Here is a 15,476-nt window from a genome sequence, read left to right as displayed (position 1 = left end):
ATTCTTTATTTTGGTAATCAGTCTTTTGGAATTAAGACAAGATCGCTGCTAATTGATTAAATAATTAAGAATAAAGAGAAGGAATGAAAAACATTGAAAACCTAACCTACCAAATCAACGGTTGTGCGATGAAGGTGCACAATACGCTGGGGAATGGTTTTCAGGAAGTAATCTATCAACGCTGTCTTGCCATTGAATTGGAACGTGCGGGGTTGATTTTTCAAAGGGAAGAGGAACATGAGATTTACTATGATGGAATTAAAGTAGGTACCCGAAGGGTGGATTTTGTAGTGGAAAATCTGGTCATTGTCGAGCTTAAAGCTGTCATTACCCTTGAAGACGTGCATTTGGCTCAGGCTAAAAATTATGTAGTTGCCTATGACAAACCCATCGGTTTGCTGATCAATTTCGGAGCTAGGAGCTTACAATTCAAAAAAGTCTTCAATCCAAAATTCAATTCCATCAATCCCTAATTCCATTTAATATTAATCCAGCCAATCCTTCAATCCTGTGAATCTTGATCCTGACATAATTATCCTGATATGAGCTACGAATACTCAGAAGACGGCTTGATTGAAGCAGCTACCCAAGAGGTCTTGGAAGAGCTCGGATGGGAGGTGCTTACCGCTTGGAAAAAGGAAAGCTTTGGTCCCGACAGCCTGCTTGGTCGTGAAAACAAGTCAGAGGTCATTCTGAGAAAGTACCTGATTCCTGCTTTGCAGCGGCTCAATCCAAATCTGCCTGAAGTCGCCTACTTGCAAGCCGTGGAGCAGATCGAGCAGAAAAGCGCGGACAAGACCCTCGCCCGTCTGAATAAAGAAAAATACGACTTGCTCAAGGAAGGCGTGTCCGTTTCCTTTACCAATGAAAAAGGAGAATTGGTCAAGAAAAAACTTCGGGTATTTGATTTTGAGGAGTACGAGTCCAACCACTTTTTGGCAGTTCGCCAGCTCGAAGTAGTCGGAGAACTCTACAATCGTCGGCCCGATGTGGTCGGCTTTGTCAATGGGATTCCTTTGGTCTTTTTTGAGCTCAAGGCGCATCATACCGACCTGAGAAATGCCTACACCGACAATTTGACTGATTACAAAGACAGCATTCCCCACCTCTTTCATTGCAATGCCTTCGTGATCCTGACCAACGGCACCGATGCCAAAGTGGGCACGGTGACGAGTCCTTTCAAATTCTTTTTGGACTGGAAGCGGATTACTGAAGAGGAAGAAGGTGTGGTGAGTTTGGATACGCTACTGCGGGGTACTTGCTCCAAGCAGAACCTGATGGACTTGTTTGAGAACTTCCTGCTCTTCGACGACAGTGGAGGAGATGTGGTCAAGGTCATGGCCAAAAACCATCAGTTTATCGGCGTGAACAAGGTCATGAATCAGGCCGCCAACATCGAGGAACTGAAGGGGAAACTTGGCGTATTTTGGCATACGCAGGGTAGCGGAAAGTCTTACTCCATGGTCTTTTTGGCCCAAAAGATTCACCGGAAGTTTGGAGGTTCTTACACTTTTTTGATCGTGGTGGACCGGAGCGAGTTGGAGCGTCAGCTCTACGATACCTTCACGTCGGTAGGGGCAGTGACCAACAAGCAGGTCGTCGCCAAAAATCGGGAGCACCTTCGGGAACTGCTCAAGGAAAACCATCGGTACGTGTTTTCTTTGATTCATAAGTTTTCCATCGATCCAAGGATCGAGAGTGAGTATCCGCTGATCACGGATCGCAAGAACATCATTGTGATTTCCGATGAAGCGCACCGCACGCAGTCGGGGACTTTTGCCCGGAATATGCGCTTTCATGGCATTCCCCATGCCTCCTATTTGGGCTTTACCGGTACGCCCATTATCAAGGACGAAGAGGAGCTGACCAAGAATATTTTTGGGGAATATGTCTCCGTGTATGACTTCAAGCGGGCAATCGAGGACGGGGCTACCTTGCCCCTGCGCTACCTGAACAAAGGAGAGAAGCTGGGGTTGGAAAATCCCGCCTTGGATGAGGAAATGGCCGAGATCCTCGAAGATGAAAATCTCGATGAGGATAAAAAGCGAAAGCTGGCTTACCTCTTTCAGAAGGATTATGTGATTCTTACAGCGGAGTCACGCCTGGATGCGATTGCCAAGGATTTGGTGTGGCATTTCAATGAGCGGGGCTACCAGGGTAAAGCCATGCTGGTGACCTTGGACAAGCCGACCGCCGTGCGGATGTATGGCTTGATTCAGCACTATTGGCCCATTTATATCACCGAGTTGAAAAAGCGAATTGAGCTGGCTGAAGATATCGAAGAGGCGCAGGTGCTGAGGAGGAAGCTAGCCAAAGTAGAAGAAACAGAAGTGTGTGTCATCGTCAGTTCCGAGCAAAACGAAGTGGACAAATTCCGAAAAATGGGTTTGGAGATCACTCCCCATCGCAAGAAGATGGTGGAGCGGGATTTGGAAAAGGAGTTTAAGGACGAGGACAATCCCTTTCGTTTGGCCATTGTCTGTGCCATGTGGATTACGGGATTTGATGCGCCTTGCGTTTCTACGGTTTACTTGGACAAGCCAATCAAAGGCCATACGCTGATGCAGACCATCGCCCGGGCCAATCGGGTCTATGACGATGAAAAGGAAAACGGCCTGATCGTGGATTATGGCAACGTGTACAAGCAGCTGGAAAAGGCCTATTCTGTCTATGGAGAAGGTGGAGGAAAAAGGCAATCCGGGACTTCGGTAGGGAAAGAAAAGCCCTTTGAATTGCTGGAAAGTATGGCCGAAGAGCTCAAAGAGTCGATTCGTCAGGTCAAAGGATATTTGAAAGAATTGGGTTTTGACTTGGGCCGATTGAGCAATGCCGAAGCCAAAGCCATGGAGAAAATCGGTAATATCAAGTCCGCTGTGGACTGTGTGTGCCTGAATGAAACGACTCGAACCAAATTTGAAGTGATGGCCCGGGAGGTGTTTCGAAAGTACAAGGCCCTTTACCCCGAAGAGCATGTCAAGCCTTTTATTCGCTCCTACAATGCCATCGAGGCGATTTACCAGCAGCTAAATCAGCAAACCAAATCCGCGGATGTGACTTCAATCATTCTGCAATTGCAGCGGATTGTGGATGAGAGTGTGGTGATCGATGCCAAGGAAGTGAAGGAACCCAAAGAGGTCTATGTGGATTTGTCCAGTTTGGATTTTGAAAAATTGAAGGCTGCTTTTGCCAAAACACCCCGAAAAAACACCTTGGTTTTTGACTTGCAGCGGGCTGTGGAGAAGAAACTGGAGCAGATGATGAAAGAGAATCCACTTCGCTACACCTTCTATGAGCGGTATTTGGAGATAATCGCCGAGTACAACAAAGGAAAGAGTTTGGAGGACACCCAAAGAGCCTTTGACAATTTGGGGCAATTCTTGGGTGATTTGATGGTGGAAGAGGCTAGGGCCATTCGGGAGAATTTGGATGAAGAGACCTTGGCTATTTTTGATTTGCTGAGAAGCGGAAAGACCCTAGATCCCAAAGAATCCAAGGCGGTGAAAAAAGTTGCAGCAGAAACCCTTGGGAAACTGAAAGCCGAAAAGCTGAAGATCGAACGATGGAGAGAAAGCAGGCAGATCACCGCGCAGGTCAAAACCATAATTTTTGATACCCTGCAGTGGCTTCCGCAGGATGTCTATTCCGATATGGAGGTTTCTGAGAAGACCATTCATGTGTATCAGCATATCTACACCCGGTATCCGGGAGGAGAATTTTCATTTCAATCAAGGATAAATTAGGCATGGACAATTCAAGAGTTTTCAAAATGACCTTCGCCAGTGTATATCCGCACTATGTGACCAAGGCCGAGCGGAAAGGGCGGACTAAAGCCGAAGTGGATGAGATCATCTGTTGGCTGACTGGCTATGATTTGTCGGGTCTGCAAAATCAAATCGACTCCAAGAAAAATTTTGAGGAATTTTTTGCTGAATCACCTTTCTATCATCCCAATTCGGAACTGATTACCGGGGTAATCTGTGGCTATCGGGTAGAAGAAATCGAAGATCCGCTGATGAAAAAAATCCGGCAATTGGATAAGCTGATCGATGAGTTGGCCAAGGGAAAGAAAATGGAGAAGATTTTAAGGGGGTAAAAGCGGTTTGGGATTACGGTTCGAAGTGGGAATTCTTATGATAACACCCCGTTCTTTGCCTGTGTGGCTTGCCCGCTAGGTTTGAAGAATTGCGAAAATGCGCAATTTCAGCCGGAAGGTCCTGAACCTTACTTTTTCAAATTTGTTACCAACGAGTCATGGAACTCAATTAACATGGATTTTAATCTCGAGTGGTTGCTTTCTTCCGATTACACCGAACCCCAGTATTTTCTATTGATCTTTTTTATCCTTCTGTCCGGCATATTTTTGCGGTATTTGGTGTTGGCGTGGATTTACCATGAGTGGGTTTATAAAAAATTGGGCGACGCCATGCCTTACCGAAGACTCCATGAGCAGGTGCGATTGCCTCAGGTCAAAAAGGAAATCCGATACTCCTTTCTTGGTGCGCTCATCTTTGCTTTTGCAGGGGTGGCAATATTGATTTTTTGGCAAAAGGGAATTTCTCAATTGTACACTCAGCTCACCTGGTGGGATGCGATTTGGCTTCCCGGAAGTTTCGGAGTGGCTTTGTTTTTACATGAGACTTACTATTATTGGCTTCATCGTTGGATGCATCGGCCTCAGGTAATCCGTCATTTTCATCACATTCATCACAACAGCCTTTACACCAGCTCCTTTACATCTTTTTCTTTTCATCCGATCGAGGCAGGACTGCAGGCAATTTTTTTGCCGGTATTGGTTCTCGTGTTACCCATTCATTTTTTTGTCCTGATCGCACTCTTGATCACCATGTCAATTACCGCAGTGATCAACCATGCCGGAGTGGAAGTATATTCCGAAGCAGCGTTGAGATCACCGGTTTTTAGATGGGTCGTAGGGGCCACCCACCATGACATGCACCACCATAAATTCCGCTGTAATTATGGGTTATATTTCACGTTTTGGGATGTGTGGATGAAGACAGAAGATCCTGGATTTGAGAAAAGATTTGAGCAGCATACGCAAAAAAAAGACTTGATCAAGGTCTAATTGACCTTCTCCATCGGAATTGATGAACGGTGTCAGTGACAGGCAATCAAGTAAGACATGGGTCAAAATCCATCTTGAATAAGTTTTGAAGGAGAATATTTTGAACTGATTTTCATCTGTTTATAATTTGATTTTTAATGGCCAGATGGAATGCCCCGGATAATCATTCCCCTGTGTGAGAAGCATTTACTCATGGGCATTTCATGATGTTAGTTTGATTCATCGAGTAGAAAATCTCATGAATACCATCGAAATTCTAACTTTTAAGCGGTTCTGTCTGCCATTCATCAAGAAATCTTAAGGTTTTCTAAAAAAATGACAATTATCAGCTGGAAACTATTTTACTTTGCAGTCAGTTACAGGACAGAAGCTTAGGATCCATGTCCGACACTAAACCCAACAACCGAATACACCTTATTATTGCGACCGAAAATATGAGATGGTTCTTAGGGATTGCTCTCTTCTTTATCAGTCTGGGTGCCTTTCCAGTTGGGCCAACTAATCCAACTCTTCCGGAAAAGGACACTACGACTCAAGACTTTCAAGCTGAAACGTTGGACGTTTTTCAGTTTGATTTTTCTGATTTGATCCCAGCCGAGGCTAGGGTAAGAACTTCTTCCTCATCTTCTCAGCGTCTGAAAAATGACCGGAATTTCGATGCGCTCGATTTTCCGGGCTTGATATTCCTTACCTGCAGGATTGCCAAATCCTACTCGGAAATCCATATTGATAAATACCTCAAACTCCTCATTCAGCATACCATCCAGGTCAACGCTCCCTAAGCTGATTTTTTGCCTCGCTTTTTGTACCGACTGACAATGACCCTGTTGTCGCTCTTTATCATTTATTTCTATTCTTATGAAAACTGAAAAACTTAATGTGTTTTCCGGAGTGAAGACATTTGTGACCCCAATGGTTATTTCCATGGCTGCCATGCTGCTTGTGGGAGGAATAATGACTTCGTGCACCGAAGGAAATTCCAAAAGTAAAGATGAAAATACTGCTGTAGATATTCCTGTATTGGAATTGCAGCCTCAGTCTGTGGAGGTTCCTCAGACCTATATCGCAGATATTCAAGCTGTCCAATTTGTAGAAGTACGCTCCAAAGTGTCCGGTTTTGTCGATCGGATTTTTGTGGATGAAGGTGAGTTCGTGAAAAAAGGTCAAACCCTTTTCCAACTTTCTTCTGCAGAATACAACGAGATGGTGAATTCAGCCCGTGCAGGTTTGGCCCGTGCCAAAGCCGAACAGTCGGCTGCCAAAGTGGAGATGGAGCGTCTCCAAATTTTGGTCAATAAAAAAATCATTTCTCCTTCCGAGTTGGAATTGGCCAAGTCAAAGAAAGCAGTGGCAGATTCTCAGATTGCCGAGGCAGAATCCATGTTGAAGTCTGCCCAAACCGGACTTTCGTACACCACTGTCAAAGCACCTTTTGACGGATTGGTGGACCGAATTCCTCACAAGATCGGAAGTTTGGTTACCGAAAACGACCTCCTGACCTCCATCACCGACATTTCTTCGGTATTTGCTTATTACAAAGTCAACGAAAACGAATACCTCAATTTCATGCGAAGTAAGATTGAGAGCGGAGCAGAAACCTTCTCCGAGCAGTTGACTTTGATCCTTTCTGACGGTGAAAAGTACGGTCTTAAAGGAAAGCTGGAAACCACCGAGGGTGACATCGAGTCAGGAACGGGTTCTATCGGCTTTCGGGTTCGTTTTCCCAATCCGGACAACTTGATCAAGCACGGTGCCTCTGGTAAAATCCAGATGATGTCAAAGTTGGATCAGGTGTATCTCATTCCTCAGAAGTCTACTTTTGAGATCCAAGACTTTACCTATGTGTATGTCGTGGATAAGGAGAATACCGTGAAGGTGCGAAGCTTTAAGCCCATTCAGCGCTACGACATCTATTACATCGCCGATGGCTTTGAGCCGGGAGACAAGATTGTATTCGAAGGCATCCAGCAGGTAAAAGACGGAACCAAGGTGGTGCCTCAGTCTGTGGCAGCAGCTGACGTGTACCATGACCTTCTGAGCGTTAGATAATCATCACGGCTAATTTCCCTTTACATGCTTGAATTATTTATCAGGAGGCCGATCCTCTCGACGGTCATCTCTGTGTTCATTACCCTGCTGGGTATCTTGGCGCTGACCTCGTTGCCGATTACTCAGTTTCCGGATATCGTACCCCCTGCCGTGACGGTGACGGCCCGATATACCGGTGCCAATGCAGAAGTATTGGCCAAAGCTGTAGCTACTCCACTTGAGCGCGCTATCAACGGGGTGCCTGGGATGGAATACATGACTTCGGTCAATACCAACGATGGTATTTCCCTGATCAACATCGTTTTCAAAGTGGGTACAGATCCGGACCAAGCAGCGGTCAACGTCCAAAACCGGGTCGCTACCGTACTTGATGAACTCCCCGAGGAAGTAATCCGGGCGGGTGTTCAGACCGAAAAAGAAGTAAACTCCATGCTTCTTTATCTCAACCTGACCACCTCTGATTCTACCCAGGATGAGAAGTTTGTGTACAACTTTGCTGACATCAATATTTTGCCAGAATTGAAGCGGATCGATGGTGTGGGTCGTGCTGAAATCATGGGGATGAAAGACTATGCGATGCGGGTATGGCTCAAACCTGACCGACTGGCTGCCTATGACCTTTCTCCTCAAGATGTCACAGAAGCGATCCGTGCTCAAAACGTGGAAGCCGCACCGGGTAAATCCGGAATATCTTCGGATCGTGATCCTCAGGCGCTTCAGTATGTATTGAAGTACACCGGTAAATTCAATCAGGAAGAAGAATACCGAAACATCACTTTGAAGGCCTTGGCCGACGGGTCGTTGCTGAAGCTAAAAGACGTGGCGGATATTCAATTTGACGCCTTGGAATACTCCATGGTGTCGATGACCGACGGAAAGCCTTCTGCATCCATCATGATCAAGCAGCGTCCGGGCTCGAATGCCCGTGAGGTAATCTCCAATATCAAAGCCAAAATGGAGGAAATTCAAGAATCCTCCTTTCCTCCCGGAATGACCTTCAACGTATCCTATGATGTCAGCCGATTCTTGGATGCGTCAATCTATGAGGTGGTCAAGACCCTGATCGAAGCTTTCTTGCTGGTATTTATCGTGGTGTTTTTGTTCTTGCAGGATTTCAGATCCACCTTGATTCCGGCCATTGCGGTACCGGTTTCGCTGGTGGGAACCCTGTTTTTCATGCAGCTTTTTGGCTTCTCCATCAACCTTCTCACCCTCTTTGCGCTGGTTCTAGCCATCGGTATTGTGGTGGATAATGCCATCGTGGTGGTAGAGGCCGTGCACGTCAAAATGCACGAACTCAAACTTAATGCCTTGGATGCCACCATTGCGGCCATGAAAGAGATCGGCGGGGCGATCGTGGCGATCACCTTGGTGATGTCTGCGGTATTTATTCCGGTGAGTTTTCTATCCGGTCCGGTGGGGATTTTCTACCGACAGTTTTCATTGACCTTGGCTATTGCCATTGTGATCTCGGGGATCAATGCTTTGACGCTGTCGCCTGCGCTGTGCGCGATGATGCTTAAGCCCATGCATCACGCAGGTGAGGGACATGAAAGTGCGCTTCAGAAGTTTTTCAATGCGTTCAATGCCAAATACGACGCATTGGCAGGCAAGTACTTGAGTGTGGTCAAAAAGATCGCCGACCGCAAGACCATCACCTACGGTGCATTGGTTCTGTTTTTCGTGCTGACCTATGGCATGATCACGATTGTTCCTACAGGCTTTATTCCTAATGAAGATCAGGGGATGATCTATGTCAACGTGACTACTCCTCCGGGAGCAACCGTAGACCGTACTTCCGAAATCATGGATCAGGTTCAGGCGGCTTTGCTTCCTTTGGAAGAAGTGGAAACGGTTTCCACGCTAGCGGGATATTCGCTATTGACCGAGACTGCAGGAGCGTCCTATGGGATGGGGATGGTCAATTTAGCATCTTGGGACTCAAGAGATAAGGATGTCAACCAATTGATAGCTGAGTATTCCGAGAGGACAGCGCATATCAAAGGCGCCGATATTCAGTTTTTGGCACCGCCTCCGGTTCCGGGATTTGGTAATGCCTCCGGTTTCGAACTTCGTCTTCAGGACCGTTCGGGTACCGATCTCGGCAATATGGCCCGGGTAAATGAGGAATTTATACAGGCACTCAATGAAAGACCGGAGATCGAGGGGGCCTTTACCAACTTTGATCCCAGCTTTCCGCAATTTCTTCTGAGTGTAGATCATGACAAAGCCGCCAAACTCGGGATATCTGTCAGTGAGTCGATGGAGACTTTGCAGAGCTACATCGGTTCCTACTATGCTTCCAACTTTATCCGGTATGGGATGATGTACAAAGTAATGATCCAGGCTTCTCCGGAATATCGGACTTCCCCGGAATCACTTTTGGAAATGTATGCCAAAAACAAGGATGGAGAAATGGTGCCTTATTCCAATTTCGTGAGCATCGAGCGAGTGTATGGGCCGGAGCAATTGACCCGATACAATATGTTTACCTCAGCCTTGATCTCCGGTGATGCTGCCCCGGGCTACTCTTCCGGTGATGCCATCAAGGCAGTGGAAGAAGTGGCGGCAGAGACGCTTCCCCGTGGTTATGATATCGACTGGTCGGGGATTACCCGTGAGCAGATTGCCTCAGGAAATCAGGCCGTGTATATTTTCCTGATCTGTTTGGTGTTTGTGTACCTGCTTTTGGCAGCACAATACGAAAGCTACATGCTTCCGCTTCCGGTGATTCTTTCACTTCCTGCGGGGATCTTTGGTTCGTACTTCTTCCTCAATCTGGTGGGGCTTCAAAACGACATCTACGCCCAGGTATCTTTGGTCATGTTGATTGGGTTGTTGGGTAAAAACGCCATCCTGATCATTGAGATCGCGATCCAAAACCGAGCGAAAGGTATCTCTATACTCCAGAGTGCGATCAATGGTGGGGTGGAACGATTGCGTCCGATCCTGATGACCTCCTTTGCCTTTATCTCCGGTTTGATTCCATTGACCATTGCCTCCGGAGCGGGTGCAATCGGTAACCGAACCATCGGTACTGCCGCGGCAGGAGGGATGCTGATCGGTACCGTGATCGGGGTGTTTTTGATCCCGGGTTTGTATGTGGTTTTTGAAACCATCGATACCCGAATGAAAGAAAAGAAAGCCAAAAGATTACAAGTCACCACCCAAACCCAGGAAGTACACGCATGAAAAAGATTGCTATTGTGGGAATTTTGGGGTTGATGCTGACCTCAGGATGCAAAATAAAAGAGGCCACTACAGCGGAATCCCGCATCGTGTTGCCTGAAGAATATCAAGGAGTAGACAAAGATACCACGCTCAGCATTGCACAGATCAACTGGGAAAATTATTTCCAGGATCCCCGCCTCAAGACGCTGATTGGTTCTTCTTTAGCTAACAACCAGGATAATCTCATGACGCTGGAGCGTATCAAAGCCTCCCGAGCCATCATGAAGGCTGCCAAAGCAGGGTTGCTTCCGGCAGTCTCGGGTATGGCGGGAGCCTCCCAGCGAAAATTCGGTGAGTATACGATGGATGGAGTCGGAAATTTTGACTCAAATCTTTCCTCTACTGTCCCGGAAGACAAAAGAATTCCGGATCCCTATAAAGACTTTATCATCGGGGCCAGTTTCGAATGGGAATTGGACGTGTGGGGTAAATTGACCAATCGGAAGAGAGCCGCTGTGTCGCGATTCATGGCTTCTGAGGAAATGGCAAAGGCTGTTCGGACCTGGTTGGTATCTGAAGTTGCCTCTAATTATTACGAACTCCTTGCCATTGACGCCGAGATCAATGTATTGCATGAAAACATCCGACTTCAGGAAATCGGACTCCGTCTCATCTCCGAACTGAAGGAAGGGGGAAGAGCAAATCAACTTGCGGTGGATCAATTTGAGGCTTTGGTGCTCAACTCCAAAGCGCAGCTGGAAGCCAAAATCCGGGAGCAACGCTCTACCGAATATGGACTGTCAAGATTGGTGGGAAACCTGGAAATTCCCACCAATCGAATAGAACTGGATAGTGCAGTAGAAAGGCCCAGAATCCGGGAGATCGGAATTCCTGCTCAGATGTTGCAGTATCGTCCGGATGTCAAGGAGGCTGAATACCAACTGCAGGCCTCTAGATTTGATGTCAACGCTGCCAAGGCGGCATTTTATCCCTCCATCAATCTCTTTGGAATGGCGGGTTTTAATGCATTCGATTTCAGTAAACTGTTTTTCAATCCAGCCTCTACTGCCTATCAAATCGGAGCAGGTTTGACTGCACCGATTTTCAATCGGAGACAAATTCAGGCAGAGTTTGAGGTGGCCAAAGCTGATCAACGAATTGCACTGCTAGAGTATGAAAAACGGACGCTAAATGCGTATCTGGAAGTCTTGGATTTGGTCAATCAGATTCAGACTCTGGAAAATCAACTTAAACTCAAACAATACGAGGTTTCTGTACAGCAGCGATCGGTAGAAAATTCGAATACCCTATTTTCGGTCGGTTATGCCAATTACCTCGAAGTAATCAATGCCCAAAGCCGGGCACTGGAGTCAGCCATTGAATTGGCAGACTTAAAAGCATCCAGACTACAAGCCAATGTGCAGCTCTATCGTGCACTTGGCGGGGGCTGGAATTAACCTATATCCAAGCAAAAAGACCGGAGTGATCCGGTCTTTTTTTTTGTCTCGGAAAATCAGCAGTTTAGGGTTGAGGCATTCGAAAAGCCTGGCGGGCCAGGAGCTTCCATGCTCCTTTTTCTTTGGTCCAGACCATGAGCAGTCCAATATCCAGTTTGTTGATTTGGCCATTCGCACCTGAGATTTCTGCATTTACCTTATGCCTGACGATGGCGAGATTTTTATTCGGAAAGCTGATTTCCTGATCGCGGATATCCCACTGTTGATAATCTGATTTTTTAGAGGCAAACACTTCTAAAAACTCCTCCTGATTTTCGATAACCCCACTGGAGTGTCCATAAGACAGGTGTTTGGAGGTGAGACCACGGAGGGCATTGGCATCCTCTGCAAGCATTGCGGTACGAAGGTCAAGGATTGCTTTTTCCACCTCTTTTTCAGCTTGTGCAAAGGCAACACTGATTCTTAGGACGAAGAAGAGCGTAAGTAGTAATTTCATAGGAATGGGGTTTGGTTTTGATTCTCTTTTAGTTTAAAAGGGTTTGGGTGAATCTGAATACTTCTTGACCATAGTTTGCACTGGCTGATCGACTCCGGTCATTTGCCAGGTGCCCAAGGAAATAGGAATGCCTCCGATCGCATTGAGTTGATCGAAAAACGCTTTGATTTTGAATTCTTTCCCTTGTCCTTCCTGAATTCGCGCATATTCGGCCATCGCATTTTCCAAAAGGAATTTTCCGGTGATATAACTGGTGCCATAGCCCGGTTGTCTTAAATAAAGATGCTGCTCGAATAGAAGCAATTCTTTTTCCGTCTTCATCCAGCCTCTCGGAGTGTATTCCGAATGAATGCCTCCGGCCTCTTCCATGCTCATCTCATTGGCATGGGCATAGAGCGAGCCCAGCCCTCGTGCTGCACGCTGTGCAATCATGATATAGACGATCTCCCGGCTGCGTGGACTGTCATCGTAGAGTCCCGCATGCATCCACATTTCTTCCACGGCGGTCGCAGTACCTTCATTTCTGGAATCGAAAATATTGTACAATAGGGGACCTCTGCGAATGATTGAAGGATGGGGATCATTGTCCATGATGGCCAGTTCAAACCAATGGTAGAAATGGGAATACAGGGGTCTAGGATCTAAATGAGCGGTGATCCAAAAGAAATTCCGCCGATCCTCTGGTACAAATCCCCCCAAATGCTCCCGAAGAGCCGGGTCAAAATAATCCTTCACGCTGACGATTTCTTCTTCCTCGAGGAATTTCATCAGACTCTTTGCTCCTGCCTCAGCCTGTGCCAAGTAAGCCTCCGGAGAATCAGCTGCTTGGAGTGGAGGCAGCTTTCTGTTTCGATGCTCTTCTAATTTCAGATTGGACCAAGCACGAGCCAATTCTCTTTCCAACAACATTACCTCATCCTCCCAGGTCAAAGGAACCAAATGGACATTTTGCAGGTACCAGGTGTAGTTTTCTTTTCCGATTCCTGAGGGGCCGGTTTTGAGCGGAGCCTGATCTTTGAGCCATTGGGCTAACTCAGCAGTAGCGGTTTTTGCTTTTTCTATGGCAACAGTCAAATCCGCATCTTCTTTTACTCCCGGAAATTCCAAAATCGCATCCAAGTCCTGCAATTGAAATTCAATATCCCGTATTCCTGCTATCCAGAGGTCTTTGGCATTGCCTGTTAGGTTTTTCTTGGCTTGCTCATGGAGGGGTGGAATGATCCGTAGATCAGCCAGAAATTCCGCTTTGGCTTCTGCCGTAAGCGGAAAAGAATAGGTCCATACTTCTGTCGTGCGATGATGGGTAGGACCTTCGTGCGCGGGCACGTCACTTCGATCCATCCAGATGGATTTGTAATAGGCGGGATCCCTTTCCCATGGTTTTAGCACCTGGACATTAAACTCATACCCGTTCATTTCCGCCCAGACAATGTGCCAATCTACCTGTTGCTCGATTGGCCAGTTTTTGTATTCGATGGCATTGAGCCGTTGTCTGAGTGCTAAAAATTCTTCCTGTCTTTTTAGAAAAGATGCTGCGGTATAGTCAGGAGCACCATCCGTTATCGGGGGATTTTCAAAACTCCTCCAATCTTGGAATAAGGTGACGAGATCGTCATATTTCTCACTTTTGGATAGCTCAGGGGAAGAAGGTTCTCCTTGACAGGAAAAGAGAAATACAAGTCCCAAGAAAATCAGGTATATCCTCATTTGAATTATTTTAAGAAGGTCGAGTGGTGGGTTAAAGCGGCTGAGGACATTAGTTACCGATCACTTTGATGATGGTACCTGCATTGATTTGATCGTTTAGTTGCATTCCGTTGAGAATAGCCAATTCTTCAAATCGCTCTTTGGGCATATTGAAGCTTTGCAGGGCTGCCTGGAGGGTCATGGTTTGGTTTAGTGTCCTCAATCTGAGAAGTTCTGGTTTTCGATTGAGCTTTTCGGCATCTTTCAGTTCCTGGAAGTTTCTAACTGTGGCCATAAAAGTCGGCTGATATGTCGGGAATTTGGAAAGCTCCGAGATGCCCATGATGTGGTAAAGGTTTCCATTGAACTGAATCATGGTGGACAAAACCCGGATGGTACCTTTCTCACTTTTTTGGTCTGCAATGACAAGAAATGCCGGCAATCCGTTGATGGTTTCTTTTTTTGATTCAACCAACTCCAGTTTGTATTGCTGCACAAAAGCCTGAGCGGCTTCTTCCGGCGTATTTCCTTTTGCCAAGGTCAAAGACATCAAGGCATCGCCTGTTTTCGGAGCCATTTGAACCTGTTGGGGAGTATTTTGGAAGCTCCAGCTTTGAGGTGTGGGGAATTGAAATTTGAGGACGGGATGGTAAAAGATGCTGTTCTCCAAAAAACCCTGCCGTGGATCTTCGCCCAAGACGATACCGTCAATTTTTTTCAGGTAGCTGTTCCGGTTTATTTCCGGATCTGTCAGCGCTAACTTTTGTTTCCATTCCTCAGCCAAGCGTGCCACTGTCACATTTCGCTCTGCCGGAGAAGGGTGAGTGGACAAAAATTCCGGGATTTCGCCGGCTCCGGATTTTGCTCCTTGCCTTTCCAAGGTTTTAAAGAAGCCTGCCATTTCGGTGGCGTCATAGCCTATTTTGGAAGAATACTCCACGCCCAATTCATCCGATTGGCGCTCTGCATCCCGACCAAAACTCAAAAGTGCCAATTGCATGCCTTGGGAAAGAGGCTCGACAAACTGGGAGATCTCGGGTACCAAAATCACTCCGGCGATCAGCCCCACTTGGCCAAGGATCTGATTCCGCTGCTGAATGACCGAATGCCGGGCAGTGATGTGACCGATTTCATGGCCCAAGACTCCTGCAAATTCCGCTTCATTGTTGAAGTGAGCCATTATTCCCCGTGTGAAATAGACGTATCCACCCGGGACAGCAAAGGCATTGATGACTGGGGAATCAACAATTTTAAACTCATAGGCGAGTTTGGGTCGATGGGAGATCGCGGCCATTTCAGTGCCTTTTAGCGTAATGAACTTTTGCAGTTCCAGATCCTCATATAGCCCAAAGTAGGCGACAATCTCAGGGTCGGACTGCTTCCCCATGGCAATTTCCTGGGCCTCAGACATCAAGACCAACTGCTTTTTGCCGGTGACGGGATTGACCGCACAGGAGGTTGCATACCCCAGTAGTGCTGATAAAGTGGCCAAGTGGATAAAAAACCGAGTGTTCATGAGTTCGTAAGTTTATTT

General features: G+C 46.8%; 11 protein-coding genes. 8 read left to right on the top strand and 3 right to left on the bottom strand.

Annotation, left to right across the window (positions count from 1 at the left end):
• The first annotated feature begins 83 nt into the window (after positions 1–83).
• The 8 genes from CLV31_RS18150 (at position 84) to CLV31_RS18115 (ending at position 11,760) form a co-directional block, all read left to right on the top strand.
• Positions 84–473 (top strand): GxxExxY protein, encoded by a 390-nt coding sequence (locus CLV31_RS18150; RefSeq protein ID WP_111394492.1) that lies wholly within the window; start codon positions 84–86, stop codon positions 471–473.
• A 69-nt stretch (positions 474–542) separates the two neighbouring features.
• The gene (locus CLV31_RS18145; protein WP_111394491.1) at positions 543–3,740 is read left to right on the top strand and encodes a type I restriction endonuclease subunit R; all 3,198 of its coding nucleotides are present in this window, start codon (positions 543–545) and stop codon (positions 3,738–3,740) included.
• A 26-nt stretch (positions 3,741–3,766) separates the two neighbouring features.
• Complete coding sequence (locus CLV31_RS18140; protein ID WP_220084351.1) at positions 3,767–4,093, top strand: DUF2200 domain-containing protein; 327 nt, start codon at positions 3,767–3,769, stop codon at positions 4,091–4,093.
• 174 nt (positions 4,094–4,267) lie between these two features.
• Positions 4,268–5,083, top strand: a complete 816-nt coding sequence (locus CLV31_RS18135; protein WP_146250924.1) for a sterol desaturase family protein — start codon at positions 4,268–4,270, stop codon at positions 5,081–5,083.
• A 380-nt stretch (positions 5,084–5,463) separates the two neighbouring features.
• Positions 5,464–5,865, top strand: a complete 402-nt coding sequence (locus CLV31_RS18130) for a hypothetical protein (protein WP_111394488.1) — start codon at positions 5,464–5,466, stop codon at positions 5,863–5,865.
• A gap of 76 nt (positions 5,866–5,941) precedes the next feature.
• A complete protein-coding gene (locus CLV31_RS18125; protein ID WP_317048788.1) occupies positions 5,942–7,132 on the top strand; it encodes an efflux RND transporter periplasmic adaptor subunit in 1,191 nt (396 codons plus the stop codon).
• Positions 7,133–7,156: 24 nt separating this feature from the next.
• A complete protein-coding gene (locus CLV31_RS18120; protein ID WP_111394487.1) occupies positions 7,157–10,324 on the top strand; it encodes an efflux RND transporter permease subunit in 3,168 nt (1,055 codons plus the stop codon).
• Positions 10,321–11,760: a TolC family protein gene (locus tag CLV31_RS18115; protein ID WP_111394486.1), complete on the top strand. Its 1,440-nt coding sequence runs from the start codon at positions 10,321–10,323 to the stop codon at positions 11,758–11,760. The genes CLV31_RS18120 and CLV31_RS18115 overlap by 4 nt, the downstream gene beginning before the upstream one ends.
• A 64-nt stretch (positions 11,761–11,824) precedes the next feature.
• Here the strand turns inward: CLV31_RS18115 and CLV31_RS18110 are convergent, their stop codons facing one another.
• From CLV31_RS18110 to CLV31_RS18100, 3 genes are read right to left on the bottom strand one after another with little or no spacing between them, the layout of a single operon-like run.
• A complete protein-coding gene (locus CLV31_RS18110) occupies positions 11,825–12,256 on the bottom strand; it encodes a nuclear transport factor 2 family protein (protein WP_111394485.1) in 432 nt (143 codons plus the stop codon).
• A gap of 33 nt (positions 12,257–12,289) precedes the next feature.
• Entirely contained in the window at positions 12,290–13,963 is a 1,674-nt protein-coding gene (locus CLV31_RS18105) for a DUF885 domain-containing protein (RefSeq protein WP_111394484.1), read from the bottom strand.
• Positions 13,964–14,012: 49 nt separating this feature from the next.
• On the bottom strand, positions 14,013–15,458 hold the full coding sequence (locus tag CLV31_RS18100; RefSeq protein ID WP_111394483.1) for a M48 family metalloprotease: 1,446 nt from the start codon (positions 15,456–15,458) through the stop codon (positions 14,013–14,015).
• Positions 15,459–15,476 lie beyond the last annotated feature (18 nt).

Source organism: Algoriphagus aquaeductus, assembly GCF_003253485.1.
Classification (GTDB): domain Bacteria; phylum Bacteroidota; class Bacteroidia; order Cytophagales; family Cyclobacteriaceae; genus Algoriphagus; species Algoriphagus aquaeductus.
This window is presented reverse-complemented; position numbering and strand designations above follow the sequence as displayed.